Annotated in this window: 19 protein-coding genes; 10 read left to right on the top strand and 9 right to left on the bottom strand. The window is 43.9% G+C overall.

Annotated elements, in window-relative coordinates:
• Nucleotides 1–79: 79 nt before the first annotated feature.
• The 3 genes from AC13CC_RS00500 to cobA all read right to left on the bottom strand — a co-directional run bounded on the left by AC13CC_RS00500 (nt 80) and on the right by cobA (nt 3,810).
• Nucleotides 80–1,375 (bottom strand): alginate export family protein, encoded by a 1,296-nt coding sequence (locus AC13CC_RS00500; protein WP_482875631.1) that lies wholly within the window; start codon nt 1,373–1,375, stop codon nt 80–82.
• Between the two features lie 50 nt (nt 1,376–1,425).
• Nucleotides 1,426–2,826, bottom strand: coding sequence for an MFS transporter (locus AC13CC_RS00495; protein ID WP_482875630.1), 1,401 nt, complete (start codon nt 2,824–2,826; stop codon nt 1,426–1,428).
• A gap of 207 nt (nt 2,827–3,033) precedes the next feature.
• Entirely contained in the window at nt 3,034–3,810 is a 777-nt protein-coding gene (cobA, locus tag AC13CC_RS00490) for a uroporphyrinogen-III C-methyltransferase (RefSeq protein ID WP_482875629.1), read from the bottom strand.
• A gap of 121 nt (nt 3,811–3,931) precedes the next feature.
• On the opposite strand from cobA, the gene nirB reads away from it, so the two are divergent.
• The 5 genes from nirB to AC13CC_RS00465 are packed head-to-tail and all read left to right on the top strand — an operon-like array spanning nt 3,932 to nt 9,686.
• Nucleotides 3,932–6,451, top strand: coding sequence for a nitrite reductase large subunit NirB (gene nirB, locus AC13CC_RS00485; protein ID WP_482875628.1), 2,520 nt, complete (start codon nt 3,932–3,934; stop codon nt 6,449–6,451).
• An 11-nt stretch (nt 6,452–6,462) separates the two neighbouring features.
• Nucleotides 6,463–6,840: a nitrite reductase small subunit NirD gene (gene nirD, locus AC13CC_RS00480; RefSeq protein WP_482875627.1), complete on the top strand. Its 378-nt coding sequence runs from the start codon at nt 6,463–6,465 to the stop codon at nt 6,838–6,840.
• Nucleotides 6,841–6,860: 20 nt separating this feature from the next.
• Nucleotides 6,861–7,451, top strand: coding sequence for a DUF4202 domain-containing protein (locus AC13CC_RS00475; RefSeq protein WP_482875626.1), 591 nt, complete (start codon nt 6,861–6,863; stop codon nt 7,449–7,451).
• Nucleotides 7,452–7,459: 8 nt separating this feature from the next.
• Nucleotides 7,460–9,325 carry an ATP-binding protein gene (locus tag AC13CC_RS00470; protein ID WP_482875625.1) on the top strand — a complete coding sequence of 622 codons (1,866 nt, stop codon included), beginning with the start codon at nt 7,460–7,462 and terminating at the stop codon, nt 9,323–9,325.
• A complete protein-coding gene (locus AC13CC_RS00465) occupies nt 9,309–9,686 on the top strand; it encodes a DUF7009 family protein (RefSeq protein ID WP_482875624.1) in 378 nt (125 codons plus the stop codon). Before AC13CC_RS00470 ends, AC13CC_RS00465 begins: the two co-directional genes overlap by 17 nt.
• 278 nt (nt 9,687–9,964) lie before the next feature.
• Here AC13CC_RS00465 and pckA read toward each other — a convergent pair whose 3' ends face one another.
• From pckA to AC13CC_RS00450, 3 genes are all read right to left on the bottom strand, one after another.
• Entirely contained in the window at nt 9,965–11,362 is a 1,398-nt protein-coding gene (pckA, locus tag AC13CC_RS00460) for a phosphoenolpyruvate carboxykinase (ATP) (RefSeq protein WP_482875623.1), read from the bottom strand.
• A 238-nt stretch (nt 11,363–11,600) separates the two neighbouring features.
• Nucleotides 11,601–11,744, bottom strand: coding sequence for a hypothetical protein (locus AC13CC_RS00455; RefSeq protein WP_482875635.1), 144 nt, complete (start codon nt 11,742–11,744; stop codon nt 11,601–11,603).
• Nucleotides 11,745–11,759: 15 nt separating this feature from the next.
• Nucleotides 11,760–11,930, bottom strand: coding sequence for a DUF932 domain-containing protein (locus AC13CC_RS00450; RefSeq protein WP_482875622.1), 171 nt, complete (start codon nt 11,928–11,930; stop codon nt 11,760–11,762).
• A gap of 756 nt (nt 11,931–12,686) precedes the next feature.
• Here AC13CC_RS00450 and AC13CC_RS00445 point away from each other — a divergent pair.
• From AC13CC_RS00445 to AC13CC_RS00425, 5 genes are all read left to right on the top strand, one after another.
• Nucleotides 12,687–12,833 carry an IS1096 element passenger TnpR family protein gene (locus AC13CC_RS00445; protein ID WP_482875621.1) on the top strand — a complete coding sequence of 49 codons (147 nt, stop codon included), beginning with the start codon at nt 12,687–12,689 and terminating at the stop codon, nt 12,831–12,833.
• A 135-nt stretch (nt 12,834–12,968) separates the two neighbouring features.
• Complete coding sequence (locus AC13CC_RS00440; protein WP_482875620.1) at nt 12,969–14,186, top strand: DUF3500 domain-containing protein; 1,218 nt, start codon at nt 12,969–12,971, stop codon at nt 14,184–14,186.
• Nucleotides 14,187–14,295: 109 nt separating this feature from the next.
• A complete protein-coding gene (locus tag AC13CC_RS00435) occupies nt 14,296–15,576 on the top strand; it encodes a serine hydrolase domain-containing protein (RefSeq protein WP_482875619.1) in 1,281 nt (426 codons plus the stop codon).
• 314 nt (nt 15,577–15,890) lie between these two features.
• On the top strand, nt 15,891–18,275 hold the full coding sequence (locus AC13CC_RS00430; RefSeq protein ID WP_482875618.1) for a TonB-dependent receptor: 2,385 nt from the start codon (nt 15,891–15,893) through the stop codon (nt 18,273–18,275).
• Nucleotides 18,276–18,346: 71 nt separating this feature from the next.
• Complete coding sequence (locus AC13CC_RS00425) at nt 18,347–19,444, top strand: PepSY-associated TM helix domain-containing protein (protein WP_482875617.1); 1,098 nt, start codon at nt 18,347–18,349, stop codon at nt 19,442–19,444.
• A 91-nt stretch (nt 19,445–19,535) separates the two neighbouring features.
• On the opposite strand, the gene AC13CC_RS00420 is transcribed toward AC13CC_RS00425, so the two are convergent.
• The 3 genes from AC13CC_RS00420 to AC13CC_RS00410 all read right to left on the bottom strand — a co-directional run bounded on the left by AC13CC_RS00420 (nt 19,536) and on the right by AC13CC_RS00410 (nt 20,624).
• Nucleotides 19,536–19,742 carry a GDCCVxC domain-containing (seleno)protein gene (locus tag AC13CC_RS00420; RefSeq protein ID WP_482875616.1) on the bottom strand — a complete coding sequence of 69 codons (207 nt, stop codon included), beginning with the start codon at nt 19,740–19,742 and terminating at the stop codon, nt 19,536–19,538.
• Nucleotides 19,739–20,332 carry a mercuric transport protein MerTP gene (gene merTP / locus AC13CC_RS00415; protein ID WP_482875615.1) on the bottom strand — a complete coding sequence of 198 codons (594 nt, stop codon included), beginning with the start codon at nt 20,330–20,332 and terminating at the stop codon, nt 19,739–19,741. Before merTP ends, AC13CC_RS00420 begins: the two co-directional genes overlap by 4 nt.
• 82 nt (nt 20,333–20,414) lie before the next feature.
• The gene (locus AC13CC_RS00410) at nt 20,415–20,624 is read right to left on the bottom strand and encodes a hypothetical protein (protein WP_482875614.1); all 210 of its coding nucleotides are present in this window, start codon (nt 20,622–20,624) and stop codon (nt 20,415–20,417) included.
• Nucleotides 20,625–20,971 lie beyond the last annotated feature (347 nt).

Genomic DNA, 20,971 nt, shown 5'->3' with positions numbered 1-20,971 from the left:
TATTGAAATACCCTGGGCATAAAAAAAGGGCCATTCCTTTTAAAACGGAACAGCCCGAAAAAAAGACTAACCCTATGTTTTAATTTTGTTTGGCCGTTGTGAACAACTTGGGCTTTATGACCAACATGGCCCACGCCCAATTTTGGGTACTGGCCGCATCTGCCTCGGTGACACCCTTAAGCTTATACATACCATCTGCCGGGAATAAATGGGAGTATCCCAGTTTAAGGGCATATCCATTGAATTTTTGGGTATACACCAAATCAACCTCGGTGCCCAATGCGCTTTCTCCGCCAGATAGGTCTTGTTCTCCCTTGAAATTCAATACCTTGACAAATAGACCTGATTTCTCACCCAATTTAAAATTGGCACTGGCGTGAATGTCAAATATTCCAACAGAGTTGGCATGATTGCCCACATAGAAATAATCCATAAAACCGTTGAACTTGTGGTTGGTGCCATAGAGTGGGAAAAAGGCGGCAGTTTCCCCGGTTGTCTGTCCATCATTCCCACTAATGATCTCAACTCCGGCTCCAAGACCTACTGTGCTTGATGCCTTATAGCTGAGGTCGAGCCCCAACAAATAAGCTCCCTTGACGTCCAATTCACCCTGTCTTTCCCCTGTTTGAAAAAAAGCATTGGCCGCCAACCCAAAGCTTCCTTTTTTATAGGTAAGATGCGCTCCAATGGTCTGTAAATTGCTTACGCCATCCGCGCTATCGTTCTCATCAAAATTTTGGAAGCCATTGTTGAGCAATACCAGACTTGCCGCAAAGCTTTCCCATTTTTGTTTTAGGTAGAGCATCTGCATGGTCTTGTAACTGAAAAATCCCATGGTGTTATAGGTATTTCCTATGGATTGGAAACCACTTGGATTGTCATAATCTTGATTGAAGGCAAGGGCAAAATCCAACATAAAATTATTTTTGGAATACCCTATCAAGGCAGCATCATGGTTTCGGGCCTGTTGTGTCCAATCCACTTCACCCAAGATGCGCTGATCATCATAAGAAAGTACCTGCCTACCTAATTTTGTGGACCACCCAGAACCCAGTTGGATTTGGGCCCATGCTTCAAAAATAGCAAAGGAATTGTTCTCATCATCCGGTCGTAGTTGACGGTTTTCACCCCACACCAAAACATCTTGAAGGCTCGCATAAAAGGCATACTTTTCCGTTTGGTATGCTGTATTTAAACGAACCCGCGTAGCGGTGGCAAACCCAGAGTCGGAGGCATCGGGAATCAATCCTCCAAAACCATTTCTATATTCTGTTCTAGGTCGAAACTGCCCATCCACAACAAACTGGGCAAAGGAAAAATGCATTCCAAAAAGGCATAGGCAAACAAGGAATCCTTTTGTATTGATATACTTCATAACGCTTACTATTTGGTTGAATTAATTAGGGTACTGTACTAGAAGAAACACTAGCCTTCCACGGTGGACATGGCCATTTTGCCCTCCATTTCCTGAAGCACAGCTTCTTCATCGGCGGTAGAGAACCTAATGGCAAAAGCACTTATGGCCGCTACGACCACAAAAACTCCAATAATAAAATATCCGCTCGACACGGCATCGGAGGCTGCGGCAGCTTGTGCGGCCTTTACCGCTTCCTCGCCCAAGGATGCATTGGCCTTGATTGCATTACTTTCCGCAACAGCCGATTTTGACTTTAAGAAAAGTGCGGCCAAAAATGCCCCAACATTACCTCCTGCCCCAACAATTCCAGAGATGGAACCAATAGCTTTTTTATTGATAAAGGGAACTACGGAAAATGTTGCGCCTTCCGCCATTTGTACCGTAAGACTGAATGCGACCAAGAAAATGATTCCCACCGCAAGACTGGTGGTCAATGAGAACACGGAAAGCATGATGCCTTCGGCCATCAAGATAAAAGTAAGAAACAAAACCCGTCCTCGAAGTCCTTTCAACTTTCCGAATCGGTCCCCAAAGAAGCCTCCCAAAGTACGTGCAAAAATATTCATCAAGGCAAAGGACAACACTATATTTCCCGCTGTAATTCTGTCCAATCTGAAAGTATTTTGCAAGTAATCGTCCATGGTGCCATACACGGTAAGTTCCATACCAAAACACGCGGCATATACCAAGAACAAAATCCAAACCCGATAATCTTTTAGAGTGCTTGCAAAGGAAATTTTATCTTTTTTCAAGACCGGCATATTCCCCGTTTTCCGTAATGCTGTAAAATTTCCTTCTGGGGTATCTTGGGTAAAGAAGTAATAGACAAGCCCCATGGAAAAACAAACCATCCCGGCAATGACCATGGAATAGCGCCATGCCATTTCATCGGCTACGCCAAAGCTCACAACCGCGGCTGCGATCAATGGCATACCCAATCTGTTGGCACCACCACCAAGATTTCCCCATCCTGCGGATGTGGCATTGGCCGTGCCTACAATATTGGGGGCAAACATTATGGACGTATGGAATTGGGTAATAACAAAGGAAGCCCCTATAAATCCAATAAAAAACCTACAGAGCAAAAACTGCAAAGGGGTTTGCACCAAACCTATCAGCACCACAGGTATGGCACCAATAATCAACAACCATGTGTAACACAGTCTGGGGCCGTACTTATCGCAAAGCTTACCAATGAGCAATCGGGCAAAGACAGTTCCCGTGACAGCTAAAATAATCGAGTTCCACTTTTGTGATGGGGTCAACCCGAGATCCCTTACTACATCCGGCATAAAGGGAACGATACCAAACCATGCAAAAAAACAAATGAAGAAGGCAATGGAGGATATCCAGAACGTTCTAATGGGAATACTTTTTAAATTCAATAGATTTAATCGTGTGGCTTTCATAATACGTATATTAGTAGATTATACATTCAAATCTAAGTATTTATACGTATTTTTATGGATGGTGTGCCAAATAACTACGTGTTTTTATGAGATATTGTAAATGACGGCCACCATATTTCGACATCTTAAAATTGGATAGATGTTTTTTAACAATCTGGAAATTAAAACTTCCTGCATTGGGAAGTACTATTATATTAAGGTATACATTTAGAGCTCCATTCCAACAACCCTTTGGATGGCATCTTCAAAAAATGATGGGTGGTCGGCAACCACATCACCTATAACAATGATTCCCGGACACGATAAATCTATTTCATCCAACAAGCGGACAGCATCCTTTAATGTGCCCGTAACACAACTCTCATTGGACAGCGTTCCGTTCTGAACGATGGCAAGTGGTGTATAACTTTTTCTATATTTCCCTATTTCTCTAGCTATTTCAACCAATTTGCGGACACCCATCAAAACAACCAGTGTTGCCGAAGATTGGGCAGCCAATTGAAAATCCTTGGAGAGACCACCCTTTTTTGTGGTGGCGGTCACCACCCAAAAACTGCTGCTCACTCCTCTTTTGGTAATAGATATTCCCTGGCTTGCAGGTACGGCAATAGCACTTGATATGCCAGGAACCACCTCAACAGGAACCCCAAAGGATTCAATATATTCCACTTCCTCCGACCCCCTACCAAACACAAATGGGTCCCCTCCTTTCAATCGCACTACATGACCGTATATAAATGCATTCTCCACAATCATCTTATTGATTTCATCTTGGGAAAAGCTATGCTTCCCACATCGTTTTCCTACGTATATTTTCGAAATTTGTTCAGGGGCCTCATCCAACAGAGCAGTATCCGTCAGCGCATCGTACAACACCACATCAGCCTGTTGCAAAACTCTTAAACCTCTAACAGAAATAAGGTCTGCCGAACCTGGCCCAGCACCTACCAACGTCACTTTTGCTTCTTTTGAGTATTGCCTCATTATAAATATATGTTTTGATTTTTATGAATCCCGCAACAAGGATACGTATTTATTTTCAAAAAAACATTAAATTTATACGTAATTATACGTAGTTTTGATTCATATTTCAAAATCTATGGATATGAAAACTGTAATTGTAGTGGGCAACGGAATGGTAGGATATAAGTTTTGCGAAAAATTTATCACAGCCTCCTCCGGTGATGAATATAAGCTTGTGGTTTTTGGGGAAGAACCCAGACCAGCGTATGATAGGGTGCATCTCAGTGAATATTTTGAAAACCAAGATGCAAAAGCCTTGGAACTTGCACCCACTTCCTGGTACAAAGAGAATGACATTGAACTTATTTCGGGGCAACGGGTCACCGATATTAAAAAGGAAGCCAAGGAGATCCACACCGCTTCGGGCAACTCTTACGGATATGATTACTTGGTACTGGCCACAGGTTCCGTACCTTTTGTACCTCCTATCCCCGGTGTTGAAAAGGAAGGGGTCTTTGTCTACCGAACCATTGAGGATTTAGAGGAGATGATGGCCTATGCCTCACAAATCAAAGCCATAAAACCCAACGGGAAAGCAGCTATTTTAGGTGGAGGGCTCTTGGGGCTTGAAGCTGGAAAAGCGGTTTTAGACATGGGATTGGAACCCCACGTAGTGGAATTTGCCCCAAAATTGATGCCCAGACAATTGGACACGCGAAGCAGCAATGTGCTACGGTTAAAATTGGAGTCCATGGGAATCCAGATTCATTTGAGCAAGGCCACCAACCAAATCTTGGGCGATAAAGTAATTGAGGGGATGGAATTTGGGGAAGACGACCGCTTGGATGTGGATATGCTCATCATCTCCGCCGGTATACGCCCCAGGGATGAACTTGGCAAAACCTGTGGCCTTGAAATGGGTACCCGTGGCGGAATTGTCGTCAACAATAAAATGCAAACATCGGCTAAGGATATATTTGCCATAGGCGAAGTGGCCCTCTACAACCAAATGATCTATGGCCTTGTTGCACCTGGTTATGAAATGGCCGATGTGGCCGTAAACCAAATATTGGGCAGCCAAGACATTATCATGCCAGAAAATATAGACATGTCCACAAAACTCAAATTAATGGGGGTGGATGTGGCCAGTTTTGGCACTCCCTACATGCCAGCGGACAAGGGGTTGTCCATTATTTTCGAGAACAAGACAAAATTCCTTTACAAGCGGATCAATGTAAGCCATGATGGAAGAACGCTCTTGGGAGGGATTCTCGTTGGAGATGCTTCGGACTACAATATTCTGCATCAAATGTACCTGAACGGAATGGCTTTGCCTGATAACGCAGAAGAATTAATCGTAGGAACACGTGGCGAAGGTGGCTCCGCTTTTGGCAGTGCAATGGATTTACCTGACACTGCCCAGATATGCTCCTGTGAAAGTGTTTCCAAAGGAAACATATGCTCCTCCCTCCTGAATGGCGAATCGGATTCCCTTAAAGATATTATAAGCTGCACCAAGGCCACCACAGGTTGTGGAGGATGCAAGCCCATGGTGGTGGAGCTGGTCAACGAGACCCTCAAATCCATGGGAAAAGAGGTAAAAGATGTTATTTGCGAACACTTTGGATATACCCGACAAGAATTGTACGGGGTCATCAAAGTAAAAAACATAAAAACGTATGATGAGGCCTTGGACAAGTGTGGGAAAGGAGATGGCTGCGAAGTTTGTAAACCTGTCCTTGCTTCTATTTTTGCCACCATTTATAACGATACGGCCAACAAAGAAGACGTAATTCAGGATTCCAACGACCGTTTTTTGGCCAACATCCAAAGAAATGGGTCCTATTCGGTTGTTCCAAGGATACCGGGTGGAGAAATCACTCCGGAAAAATTGATTGTTATTGGGGAAGTGGCCAAGGAATATAAGCTCTACACCAAAATTACCGGTGGGCAGCGCATAGACCTATTTGGGGCCGAACTGAACGACCTTCCCGCCATCTGGAAAAAATTGATCGATGTAGGTTTTGAAAGTGGTCACGCCTATGGTAAATCCTTACGTACCGTGAAAAGCTGCGTGGGTTCCACTTGGTGTCGCTATGGAATGGATGAAAGTGTAAGTTTTGCCATTGAACTGGAAGACCGTTACAAAGGATTACGTTCGCCTCATAAACTGAAAGGCGGCGTATCTGGGTGCATTCGTGAGTGTGCTGAGGCCCGTGGAAAGGATTTCGGAGTTATTGCAGTGGAAGGTGGCTGGAACCTATATGTATGCGGAAATGGTGGGGCAACCCCCAAACATGCCCAATTGTTGGCGGAACAAATAGATAACGAAACGGTCATCAAATATCTGGACCGCTTTTTAATGTACTACATCCGAACCGCTGCCCCATTGATGCGTACCGCAGCTTGGCTGGAAAAACTGGAAGGCGGTATAGACCAACTCAAAAAGGTAGTGGTAGAAGATAGCTTAAACATTGCCAAGGAACTCGAAACGGATATGCAGGCCCTTGTGGACAAATATGAATGCGAATGGAGGCAAGCTGTGGAAAATGAGGAAATCGGTAAGCGTTTCAAGCATTTTGTGAATGCCGATGATAGGGACGACAACTTGGTCTTTGTCCCTATGCGAGAACAGAAAATGCCAGAACCATGGACCAACTAAAAACAACTAATATGGAAACACTATTTCAACAGTACGCACCGGTAACTTTGGAAAAAGCAACCGTCTGGTTCAAGGCCTGCCATGAACGGGACATACCTGAAAATGGCGGGGCATGTATCAAATATAAGGACAAGCAAATAGCGGTATATCATTTTAAACGGAAACAAAGATGGTACGCCTGCCAAAACTTGTGTCCCCATAAAATGGAAATGGTACTATCACGAGGCATGATAGGGGATTCCGAAGGTATTGCCAAAGTGGCCTGCCCTATGCACAAAAAAACATTCTCTTTGGAAACCGGGGAAAACCTCAACGGGGATTTGCCCTCTATAGCCACTTTTCCGGTAAAATTGGAAAATGGCTTTGTGTATATTGGTTTTTCTGAATAGATTTAAGAAAACCAATACAAATGGGCATATCCAAAAAACTTTTGGAAGCATTCAAGTTATTTGATGGGGCCAATGGAGAAGACCCCAACAAGGAAATTTTTGAAGGAAAGGAATATCCTAAAGAACTTTTGTACGCCGAGCGAATGACAGATATTCTGAATGAATTTGAACCCAATGCTTCGGAAGCATTGCAGTTAACGGCACGTTGCCAGCACATCTGTAGATGGGAGATACCTAGGGAATCTTATGAAATGAACCGGGTGGGCTACCTAAAGTGGAGACAGGACCTTAAAAAATTTCACGCCGAAAAGGCCAGCTCCATATTACAAAAAGTGGGCTACGATGATGAAACCATTGACAGGGTCTCTTTCCTGTTACTTAAAAAACAATTGAAAAAAGATGAGGAGACCCAGACCTTGGAGGATGTTATCTGCTTGGTATTTTTAAAATATTATTACGAGCCGTTCCAAATAAAGCACGATGACGACAAAATCATCTCCATTTTGCAAAAAACCTGGAAAAAGATGTCTCCAAAGGGTCATAAGGCCGCTTTGGCCCTGTCTTTTTCGGAAAGAGGGAAGGAACTGGTCTCCAAAGCCTTATCCAACTAATGCCTAAAATGGGCACAGACAAACAAATGAAAAAGAGTGATCAACAACAAACATTGGATGTCTCAACCTTTTTGAGAATCCGAAAGTGGTATTTGTTGGCCCTTTCCGCGATTGCGGTTACCATCATAGTTGCCCAAATCCTGATACAACAGCACCTCAACTCGCAATTGGATGACTCCCGTGTGATCAATGTGGCGGGCAGACAGCGTGCCTACAGCCAAAAATTGGTCAAGGAGGCTTTGCTGCTCAACCAGGAAAACCTAAGGGGAAGTGAGCAACAAGAACTTTTGGAAAAGCTGAAAAGCACTCTTTACATCTGGAAGATATCCCATGAAGGGCTTCAAAAAGGGAACGATAGTATTGGACTCCCCAAAGAGGATAATGTATCCATCTTAAAACATTTTGAAGAACTTTCCCCTCATCACAATGCCATGGTCGGTGCAGTGGAGACCATGCTGTTGCAGAAAGATACCTCAGGGCGTCATTTGGCTATTTTATTGGCCAATGAAGAGCGCTTTCTGGAAAAAATGGACACCATTGTCAACGAATATGATGCCATCAGTAAAGAACGTTTGCAAAAACTGAAAATTAAGGAATATCTTTTGCTGGCATTTTCTTTGTTGATTTTGATTCTGGAGGTCCTTTTTATCTTCAGGCCGTTGTCCATACAGATCAAAGAAACCATACGGAACTTGGTCAAGAGCCAGTTGCAATCGGAACAGGACGCCCAGGAAATCAAAAAAATATTCAAGGAAAAGGAAAAATCGCTCCAAGAGCTGAAGGAATTGAATTTTGTGATTGACAATGCTGCACTCTTTGCCAGTGCCCGCAGTGATGGAACCGTTGTTTTTATCAGCAAAAAATTCTTGACCCTTTTGGAAGCATCCAACACCCCCCCCAACACACATCTTTCCGAAATATTGACCACCGATGAGGGGCAACGGCAATATCTTGGTGAGATTTTGACGAAACCTCGAAAGAGCATCAGAACGGAGGAAATCGAAATCAAGACCAAAGCGGGCAACAAATTATGGTTGGACATGTCCATTATACCCATGCACCAAACAAGTTTAAAACAAAGCGTGTTGTTGCTGTGCTCCGACATCACGGAACGCAAAAGCAACCAGGAAAAGGTAGAACAGCTTACACTTCAAAATTATGAGGATCGCATGCGCCAAAAACAATTGCAGGCCAGTCTTATCGTGGAGGGTCAGGAAGAGGAACGGAAACGTATCGCCAAGGACATCCACGATGGTATTGGACAAATGCTCACGGCATTACGGTTTAATATTGAATCCATCAATCTGGACCAAAAGGAACGCACCAAGGAGAAAATAGCCTACCTGAAGGAACTCACTTCAGATTTGATCAAAGGGGTGCGTACCGCTACCTTTAATCTTACCCCGCCCGAGCTTGGCGATCATGGTATTTTTCCGGCGTTACAAAAAATGACATCGGAATTGAGTAAATTAACGGGTAAAAATATCCTGTTCGAGAACAAGGCCGAAGAGAACATCCGTTTTGATTCACTGGCGGAAACCAATATTTACAGGGTGACCCAAGAAGCCGTGAACAATGCCATTAAATATGCGGAAGCGAATTATATTTTGGTGACCATCAACCATACAAACAATTTATTGAGTGTGGTCATTGATGATGATGGAAAAGGTTTTGACCCAGCAATATTGGAGCGTCCTCCAAAAAACAACAGTGATGGCGGAATGGGCGTGTTTTTTATGAGGGAGCGTATTGGTTACATCAACGGTAGGTTGTTCATCAATTCCAGCCCTGGTGAAGGCACCCGGGTCACCATCAATTACAATTTGGACAATACCGAAAAAACAAAAAAAGAAGCGCATGAAAATCAGGATTAAAGGAAATTCAATACGATATAGATTGACCAAGACCGAGGTAGAGACCTTTTGTAAAACAGGGTTGTACAAAGAGACTACCCCTTTTGGCAATAGCGTGTTTGCCTATACCTTAAAAGCCAAAAAAGGGATTGATATTTTGGAGGCTTCTTTTGAGGAAAATACCATAACCCTGTACCTAAGCGATGAGGAGCGGTCTGGATGGGCCACATCGAACAGGGTTGGTTTCAGTAGCACCATGGACTTACCCGATGGAAAACAACTTTCCCTGCTACTGGAAAAAGATTTTGTATGCTTGGATGAAACTATCGAGGATCAATCGGACAACTACCCCAATCCTAAAAGTGACACCAACAGATGTTAACCAAAAAATAAATAAGCATTTTTGCGCGACCAACAATGCCAACTTCATCATTTGCACAATATCAAATCGATTGTTTCTAGAAGGGTATTAAAAAGTTTAATAATTGATCTTATAACATCCTTTGTAAAAATATTTTTTCACATTAAAATTAACATCTCTAAATTTCTAGCGATTAATATTTCAAGTATAAGATTCGAATTTGGTCATGTAAAAAGATGGGGCATTGTGGGCCATCTTGAATTAACTAAATCAAAAATCAACTATTCTTGAATTTTATTCTACATCTTGTTTACCTCACTCTCGCCGTTCAATGCGGCGCTAATCATTGCTCTAGTGTATTTTAGCTCCATGCGGGTGCCCACTCCGTAGGGGCCTCCCGTCCAGCCCGTGTTCACCAACCAAACGTCCACACCGGATTCCTTCATCTTCTTGCTCAACATCTCCGCATACTTAGCCGGGTGCAATGGCATAAAAGGGGCCCCAAAGCATGCGGAAAAGGATGGCTGTGGCTCCACAACGCCCGCTTCCGTTCCAGCAACCTTGGCCGTATAGCCTGATATAAAGTGATAGGCCGCCTGTGCAGGGGTCAATTTTGAAATGGGGGGCAATACCCCAAAGGCATCCGCCGTAAGGAAAAAGATGTCCTTCACCTTCTTCCCTATCGATGGCTGTTGGATATTCTCGATATGGTGGATGGGATAGCTTACCCTTGTGTTCTGGGTTATGGAAGTATTTGTAAAATCAACTACTCCATTTTCGTCCATTACCACATTTTCCAAGATTGCCCCATTTTTGATGGCCTCATAGATTTCCGGCTCTTTTTCTTCGGAAAGGTCGATTACCTTGGCATAACATCCACCTTCAAAGTTGAACACGGTGTTCTGTGGCGTCCAGCCATGCTCATCATCCCCGATGAGCTTTCTATTGGGGTCTGTGGACAGGGTGGTTTTTCCCGTTCCCGATAAGCCGAAGAATATGGCCGTGTCCCCCGATTCCCCCACATTGGCGGAACAGTGCATGGGCAATGTGTCCTTGTATACGGGAAGGATGAAATTAAGCGCGGAGAATATCCCTTTCTTGATCTCCCCCGTATAGCCCGTACCGCCGATAAGGGCAATCTTCCTGCCAAAGTTCAGTATCGCAAAGTTGTGCTGCCTTGTGCCGTCTACCTTTGGGTCCGCCATAAAACCGGGTGCATTTACCACCGTCCACTCCGGGTCAAAATCCTCCAATTCCTCCTCATTGGGACGAAGGAACATATTGTAGGCGAACATATTGGACCATGGGCATTCGTTGATCACACGGATGTTCAACCGGTAGTCCGCATCTGCACAGGTGTACGCATCCCGTACGTAGAGCTCCTTGGTGTTCAGATAAGCGATGACCTTGTCGTACAGCGCATCGAACTTTTCACTGTCAAAAGGAATGTTGATGTCGCCCCACCAGATTTTGTCCTTAGTGATCCCGTCCTTAACGATGAAGCGATCCTTCGGCGAACGGCCTGTGAATTCCCCAGTGTTTACTACCAACGCCCCTGAAGAGGCTTCACGGCCCATACCCTTGTCAATCGTGATGTCCTGGAGTTCTTCCGGGGCCAATTGGTAATGGATGTTGTCTGTTTTAAGGTTTAGGTCTTTAATAGAAGTTAAAAAGTTAATGGATAGTGATAATGACATGATTTCTTGATATGTTAATTTCAATATGCCTTCAAGAATATCAAAAAAATGCCAAGAAGTAAGGGTTTAACAACGTTTACTAATTTTTAACGATTTTCATATCAATAAGCGTCACTCCTTTCTGTTTAACCAATATTCAACTATAACCTCATATTAATTATTTTCTATTACGTTCCGCTTAAAAGAAATGAAATTAAGTTTACATTTTATGGGAAGATGTATCCCTTTGTTTGAGATATTACTTTTCCCAGGGTACTATAACTTTCCGGCTCGCATTCAGTTCTTTGAGCTCCAGTATCAGCTTTTCATTATCACCCAAAACAAATTTGGGCAGCACATAAACAAAACGCTGGCTTTTCCCATCAATAATGGCATATGGCATTTTATGTTTGCGGACTTACCTGTTGGTACAGTGCTTGATGGAAAAGGTTATCTCCGCCTGTGCCACGTGCAGGCCATTGGAGCATACTTGGCGGTAGAACCCAAAATGCCCCGAGGTGCGCTCGCTCCCGTCGTAGGAGTTGGTAAAGCGCAGCATCGGCAATATGGTGTCCCGGCCGTCGCCCACCGAGAACTGGGAGCTATCGGAAAGGATAAAGTCCATGCTGAAGGTGCGGTCCGAGCGGTTGATGGCTGGCGGTGGTAGTTAAGACCTGCATCGATGAGCATCTGTTCCGCTTTTTTGAAAAAGAGATCGTTGGGAATGTGACCGTTGCTCTTCGACACGATGTTCACGATATTGCCATTGCTGACAATGGCACGTTCCAGCCCCTTTCTGGAGGGCATCTGGGTCAGTTCACTCAACGGTCTTACCTCGGTAGGTACGAAGGCCTCGTCCTGTTGCAATCTGTCTAAATACATAATTATTGGATTTTGTTAAACAATATTTGCAGGGAAACCCAAACGGAAGGCAGGCTGTTGAGCGGCAAGGAAACGGAAAAAAAGAGACTTAAGGAACGGCTTTATGTATCCTTGTCCGAGAAAATAGTGCGAGCTTAACTTTTGGGAATATTGATTAGAAAATAATTATAACAGGAAAGTTCAGTTTCTTACAATTCAATAATTGTCCAGCAAGGCCATTCATATATAAAAAGCCATTTCTCATCTTTTTGGAAATAGATCTTCCTAGAATATAAGAATGTAAATTTATCAGCTCCTCTTTATTGAGGAAGCATTTCAAGAAAACTGATAGGACCGTTAAGAAAAAGAACAATTTTGACAAATCAAATCCAAACTATTTAAGTTCATGACAACTTTGCTTTAACATTGAGTGTGTTTCTTTAATACAGCATTTTACATTGAAAAAAAATATTGAAGTTTCGAATTGAATTGGAAGGGACATCCTCCTAAAATATGGCGTGAATTTTTGGCCCCATCCCATACGACGTTTTATAGACTCCATCATATCATCCAAACCATAATGGGATGGGAGAGCTATCACCATTACGAAATCACAATTTTTAACTACTAGGAAATTCCTACATTTATCAAAGCTCAAATAACCGATTCCAATGAAAGACAATCAGTTATATTCCAATTAGGCAATATCAGGTGTTGTTTTTTTCCATACATTTAAGTAGTTCACAGGGCTAAAAAACTATAAAAGATGAAAAACATACTCATAGTGCTCATACTATGGACTGTCTTTGGTTGCAGGCATATAGAGGTTCAAAACGGAAATACCAAAACAATTGAAAATCCTGGGGAAGTAAATCCTGTGAAAGAACGCTTTGCCAAAATGGAGACGGAGGCCTTGAAAGAACCATATATTGGAATCTTTTCAGAAGAGGGCGATTCAAACAATTTATTTCAAATTCGTTCAACTGGTGTTTCGACTTTACCGATTCAACAAGCCGCTGAGATATTTTTAAAAAACCTGTCCGCTTCACAAATAGAACGTACCACATTTACTATTGATGACGAGGAATGGAGGAAATGGTGCAACGTGGATAATGGAATTTATGACAGACAGGGAGTTAGCCTAAAAGAATTGACTGATGACCAGAAAAAAAAGGCCTTTGGTTTAATACAGGAATCTTTAAGCGCAAAGGGGCTACAACTGAGTAAGGACATCATGAAGACCGACCAGATGCTTAAAGAACTCAATAATGGATCATTAGATTTCGATGAAGAATTATATTTCTTGACCATAATGGGAAAACCTTCAAGTACTGAACCTTGGGGATGGCAATTGGATGGACACCATCTGGTCATCAACTACTTTATATTGGGAGACCAAGTGGTAATGTCACCTGTATTTATGGGCGGTGAACCAATAATTACCACTTCAGGAAAGTACAAAGGAAATACCATTTTTCAGGATGAACAGAATATGGGATTGGCACTGATGCAGTCCTTAGAGCCAGAAAACCAGAAAGAAGCCACTATTACAACGTTCAAAACTGGCAATAACAATTTGGCTGAGGCCAATAAAGATAATTTAACCTTGAATTACGAAGGAATTCCAGTCTCAAAGTTTTCAGATGAACAAAGGCAAAAACTTTTGGACTTAATTTATTTGTACATCAGCAATATTAGAGAGGGGCATGATAAGGTAAAAATGAGGGAAGTGATGGAACATATTGATGATACATGGCTTTCTTGGGTTGGAGACACCTCTGAAAATGCCGTTTTTTACTATCGAATCCATAATCCAGTGGTATTGATCGAATTTGACCATCAAAGAGTCGTTGGCGTACCCAATGCTGATGACGGGGAGCCATCAAGAAACCACATACATACGGTGGTAAGAACTCCAAATGGAAATGATTATGGAAAAGATTTATTGAGACAACATAAAGAGAGGCATCATCACAACAATTGAGGCCAAATTTAGAATAAACGATAATCAAGTACTTCAATATCCATCTATTTTGGATGTATCGATATTTTACATTGGTATAAAGAAGTTGTGGTCAATTTAAGAACGACAAATGAAATCACGACTATTGATCCTTTTTACAATTCTTTTGCCTCATTTAATTTGTTCCCAAGAATTTAAGGGCTACACTTTGGATGAAATACAAGCCATCCATGCCGATTTTGACATTCATCAACAATCGAATAAAGGAGGGGATTTCACACGGTACATCAATTCTCACATGTCCGAATTTTGGCCACATCAGGTCCTTAACCGATCAGGATCCATCAGACCATTGGACTATCATTTAAGAGAGGATGTGAGGAAATTCGTCACTAAAACTTTGGAAGGGGAGATACCCCTGGAAGAATATATAAAGAGCCCCTTAGTAGATGGCATGATCATTTTGTATAAAGGCAAAATCGTGTTTGAGGAATATCCCCACATGAAAGATTACTATAAGCATCATAGTTTTTCAGTGACCAAACCTTATGTTTCTACCATCATTGCCCTATTGGAAATAGAGGGCAAGATAGATATCCAGAATCCAGTATCAGCATATTTAACAGAACTGAAAGGAACAGACTGGGGTGCGGTTCCCATTATTGATGTATTGGACATGACCTCCGGAATGGGAATCGATGACAATCTTTTTGAACAACTATTCTTTAACGAGAATGGCTGGATCGGTAATGATAAATCCAAAGGAGGACCATCGGGTCAACTTGCTCCGATGAAAAAGACAGGACCCTCTGGACGGATATATGAATACTTCTCCCTCAACACCGAAGTTCTGGGATGGATCATTGAGCGGATTACAAACAGGACTGCCGTTGAACTCATTGAAGAAAGGATCTGGCAAAGAATGGGTGCGGAATCGGATGCACTGATGTTTTTACCCAATTCAAACGATAGGATGTATATGGGAGGACTCAGTACTACCTTGAGAGATCATGCCCGTTTCGGACTTTTGTTCACCCCATCGGGTAGAATTTCCCCTTATGATTTTATACCCGAAACATACATCAAAAAAATACAACAAGGTGGCCGACCTGAAATCATTAAAAATTCGGGCCCAATTGATTTGTTCATTTACGATGATCCAATTACAGCTGAACATTTAGTGGACGGTGAGCCTCCAAGTCATTCCACTTATCAATGGGATGTAGTGATGAACGATGGCGATTTTTTCAAAGAGGGAGGTGGCGGACAGGGACTGTACATTTCACCTAGCCGTGATTTGGTCATCGCGTATTTCGGTACCCGTGGTTTTGACGGTGAAGGCCGAATTTTACTCAATAACTTGCATCAAATAGCCCGACAGCTGGCAAAATCGGGATTGTTTGACGAATAACCCGTTCAATAAAGGCTATTAATTAGGTGTTCATTTTAGGGCTACCTCTCCAAATATTGGTGAATTCTCAGTTTCGTGTGTACGTATATAGTTTCTTGTCAATGCGCACAACTATTGATAACCGAGAGCGTTACCAAAGTTCATATAAATGACGAATCAGGAAATTCAAATCTTATAGCAATTTCGAATTGCTGATCAACCAGATTACCTCGCAAACCATTTCTTGATTTTTATTTGTATTAAATCTAAATAAGATTTGCGTTTATCGCATTATATCCTATTTTTGGTCCCTTATTTTAAATAAATCCAAATTAATGAAACTCATTACTCTTGCTACGGCACTACTATTCACCTTTAGCGCATTTTCCCAGTCGAATCTCAACGGAAAAGTGACCGATGAACAAAACCAGCCCCTTATGGGGGCCACAGTCTACATCCCAGCTCTACAAATTGGAACCACGACAGATTATGATGGCAATTTTGAACTCACTTCCATTAAAGAGGGTACCTGGGAAGTGACTTTCAGGATGTTGGGCTATCGGACACGTGTGGAGCAAATAACATTTTCACAAGATGGCACCATCCCGTTCACGGCGGTATTGACCGAAGACCTGAACAGTCTGGACGAGGTCGTCATATCGGCCAGCAGAAACTCGGAATACCTTTCAGAAATCCCGGCCTCCGTGACCGTGGTGGGCGAGGTCAAACTACAGGAATTCTCAAACTCCACCTCGAACATCAGTGAAATATTGGAGTTTACGGTACCCGGTCTAGCAGTGTCCACCGGAACCTTTTCCAATTGGGGACAGACTTTGCGGGGACGTTCACTCTTGGTGATGGTCGACGGGATTCCCCAGTCCACCCCACTTCGGAATGGACAGTTGGGTATAAAATCAATAGGTCCCAATGATATCAGCCGGGTCGAGGTCATCAAAGGGGCCACCTCCATTTTTGGCAATGGGGGCAATGGGGGTTTCATCAACTATATCACCAAAAAGCCGAACGCTGCCGAAAAAATAGAGGGCACCACAAATGTTTGGGGTACTTCCAACCTGGCGGCCACAGATGACGCCCTTGGTTTTGGGCTGTACCAGTCCCTCAAGGGTAATTTGGACAGATTTAAGTACTATATCAGCGGGAGCTATGAAAAGACCGGAAACAAATATGATGCCGACGGGACTCTGATCTTGCCCACTTATGGTCTGGACAACACGAAGATCTACAGTGCCCTGGCCAAGTTGGAATACCAGATTTCCGATAAACAAAATATCACTTTGGGAGGTAACCTATACAAATCGGCCCAGGACACCCCATTCATACCTGTTCCGGCAGAGTTCGAAGTCTTTAACGAGGAAGGGGACTATACCCTCACGGCCGGGTACGGGGTCGAGGGTTCTGTGGAGGGACAGGAGCCCACGGGATCGACACTTGTGAACGGGCAGCTAAAATATAACTTGACCCAAATTTTCTCGGGGACCACAGATTTTACGGCGGACCTATATTACCAGAACACGGAAAACATCTTCTTTTATTCCGATAAATTTGAAAATGGTGGCCAATCCGTCATCAATGCCGAAAAATATGGACTGAGGCCCAATTTCAATACGACCTTTCCCATCAATACTGCAACGGACGTCTCCCTGACCTATGGTGTGGACCTGCTCCGTGACAAGACCAATCAAGGCCTTTTGGATGGCAGGTTATGGGTGCCGAACATTAAAATGTTCAGTTGGGCCCCTTACCTTCAGTCCACTGCAAAGTTCAATGGGACCTGGGTGGTGAAGGCCGGTCTTCGTTTTGATGACATGAACTTGGACATTGAGGACTACAATACGCTTCCCTATTCCCCTCTAGGGGACGACAACTTTAATCCATCAGTTGCCGTGGAGGGTGGTAAGATTGGCTTTGACAACATGGCCTTCAATGTGGGTCTCCGTTATATCAAACACCAAGAGTTCATACCCTATGTGAGCTATTCCCAAGGATTCTCCATTGCCGATCTGGGTTCCGTACTACGGTCCGCAACCGCTGACAACATCAATGAAATCCAATTGGAACCGGCAGTGACCAAAAATTATGAGTTCGGCTTCCTGTCCAAGTTCCAGAACATCAAATTTGAAGCTGTGGGATATTACAGCACCTCCAATTTGGGCACTGGCGTTGTATTCGATGAGAACATCAATTCGTTTGTCCCTTCAAAACAACCCCAGGATATCTATGGAGGGGAGGTTGCCCTGGATTATTTTTCCTCGGACAACAAATGGCAACTGGGCACCTCATACACCTATGTGGAAGGAGTGACCCATAATGCGGGCAATGAAAACAATCTGGTCTACTTGGGAGGTGATGTCATTGCCGCCCCAAAGTGGACGGCCTATGTCAATTGGGCACCAACGGACAAATTGGGCACCTCCCTACGAATGACCCATTTGGGGGACAGGGACAGGTTTGACCCCTATCTGGATGCCAACGACAATTACACCTTTAGGCACACCCAATTTCCAGTGGAAGGCTATACCTTGCTCAATTGGTCCACGACCTATCGATTGCAGTCCAATATATCCGTCTCCTTGGCCATCAATAACCTGTTGAACGAATATTACCTGCCCGCAAGGTCGCAATGGGCAGCACCCTTACGCACCTTTACCGGTGCCGGGGAAGGCATCAATACGAAATTAAGCTTTTTGTACAGTTTCTAATCCATAGAAAGCGGTGTCGATGTTCCCATTGGCACCGTTTTCAAACAATATCAGGTACCCTTCTGACCACTATGAACAGAACGATTCGGAAAATACATCTTTGGCTGGGCCTCACCTGTGGCCTTATTTCCGCATTTTCCGGTCTCACGGGTTCCCTCTATGTCTGGCAGCCCGAAATATTGGCACTTCTCAATCCCAATCTGCTCCAAGTTGAGAATATTGGGGACTTGGAGGAAAGCACCATTATGGAATCCGCGGCAAGTTTAGTTGACATACATGGGGACAGTATCAACAGTATAATCCTTCCCTATCGTGAGCAGCAAACGATTTCCATTGCATTCGATAATGGAAAAATCAGCTATTACCATCCCGAGACCCTTGCCTTTTTGGGCAGGAAATCTGTTTCCATCGCCTTTTTTGAAAACCTGTTGGTCCTTCACCGGACCCTGGGCATTCCAACATACGGCAAATACATTGTGGGGACCAGTGCCATCATTTTCTTCTTGTTCCTGTTAACTTCGGGCATCTATATTTGGACAACGTCCTATCGAAACAACTTGAAGGAGGGTCTTACCATTAAATGGATGGGAAAAAGAAAGAAAATCAATTTCGATTTGCACAAGGCCTTTGGGGCCTATTTTATGGTACCCTTGCTCCTTATGGCCCTCAGTGGCTCCTATTTTACCTATAACTCCTACTACAAATCGGCCCTCGGCCTTTTTGATGGGAAACGCGATAGCACGGGCCTGGAAGGCCAACGACCATGGGCACATGGGGATTCTCCACGATTGCAGGATTATCTCTCAAAAACAAATGAATCCTACGCCTTATGGGCCATCCATTTTCCCAAGAATGGAACGGACCATTATAGGCTTCGATATATCAGGGAACGGTTCATAACCGCTGGGCTTCGAAGGACCAAAGAAGTGGAACTCGATACCAAGGGCCGTGTTACGGTGGTAAGTGATTTTAGGACGGACCCGAACAGCAACCGAATGGCAACGCAGTTCTACCCTATCCATATCGGTGAAATGGCCGGTACCATCGGCAGGATATTGGTATTCGTCTCCGGTCTGGTCCCTTTGCTGTTGTTCTTGACGGGGCTCAACATATACCGGAACAAAAAAAGAAGGAAGACCAGAAAAAAGAACAGGATGCAGTGTAGATGACCTATCCCGGTTTTATCTCTTCTGATACCCTGGCTAAATGGAGAATGGCAGTGGGACCCATGTTGCCCATGCGTTTCAAACGGATGAAACATCAACAGGCACAGTTCCCCTGCTGGACCGGGGGACAGTGGACCGAACCGTAACTGCAAAAGACACAACAGTCCCCTTCCTTGGGGCTCAGAACCATACCACAGCCTTCACAATTATAAAAGAACTGGCAGGCATTTGTCGGCATTTCCTCTTCCTTTTGGAGGCCACATTCGGGACAGGTGATCTTGGAGCGCAGCAGGACTTTCATTCTTGTCCCTTCTTTTTATCGATTACCCTATAGCCGGCCGACATTATGGCCTTTTCAATTTGGGGCAAATCAGTCATTGACCTATCAAATTCGACCCATGCACTACCGTTTTGGTAGGAAGCCTTCGATTTTACTACCCCGGGAAGTTTGTCCACCTCATGTTCGATATGCGCCTCACAGCCCGTACAGGTCATTCCCTCAATCGGTATTGACACGGTCTTGAGATGAATATTCCCACTGCTTGTCACTTGCTTTTCCGCTTTTGGATAGAACAGGTGCACATAGTTGGGAAAGAGCAACATCGTACCTGCAAAAACGGTGACGATGCCCAAAAATAGCTTACTTTGGACAAACTTTGATATTCCCCCGGCCTCACATTGGCATTGGGTCTCTTTTCCCCGTCTTAGTTTTTGGAACCAGGCAAGACCAAGGACCAATACGGTGGTACCGATCAAAAAGGGTCGTATGGGTTCGAGCCATGTAATCGTTGTGGCCAGCCCACTTGTCCCGGCAACGATTGCCAGAAGGGGAAGGATACAGCACAGCGAGCTCAGGATTGTAGCCCCAAGGGCCATAACTATATGTTTCATATCATTGGTTCATTTAAATCTTACAGTGTCAAATGTTAGGTGTTCGCAAGAAAAGGGATTGGTTGCCCACACCCTTTTTGATTCACTTTGTACAACAGGCTGGCAAGGCAATCGCAGTTTCATCCTTTTCAAAGGGACATTGTGGCGTATCGGCCAAGGGACATCCCAGTTTAGGGCACTCCGGGGTGCCCTCCCAGGGACATGATGGGGTTCGGTCCCTATTCGTGCCAAATGCAAATGCTGCAACGGCCAACAATCCCATTATAGTAAAAATCATGAGTCTTTTTTTCATGGTATCATCTTTTAAGATTAAACTATGGCACTAATATCATTCACCTGGGAGGGGGGTGTCAAAATTTTTCTTGGATAAATATTTTTTCAGGCGCTCATTCAATGCTTCGGCCTCCTTGAGCCTTTCCGGCACTTCCTCCAAGGGAATGGCCGGGAAGAGTCTCCTTAACCGTTCGATGGCCACTTCGTTGCCACAGTCCCCGGGGCGACACTATCCCAATAAGTGTGTAAGTTGAAAATAACGGGGGTTGGGCTTTTCTAGAGCCTGACCCTTTTTTCATAGATCGTAAGGAACTGGTTTAAAATTATGCCCCAGTTCCTGATGGGCATGGACCATTTCTTGGTGGC

This window comes from Flagellimonas sp. L-11 (assembly GCF_056857735.1).
Note: the sequence above shows the minus strand (reverse complement) of the source record. Positions and strands in the feature narration are given on the sequence as shown.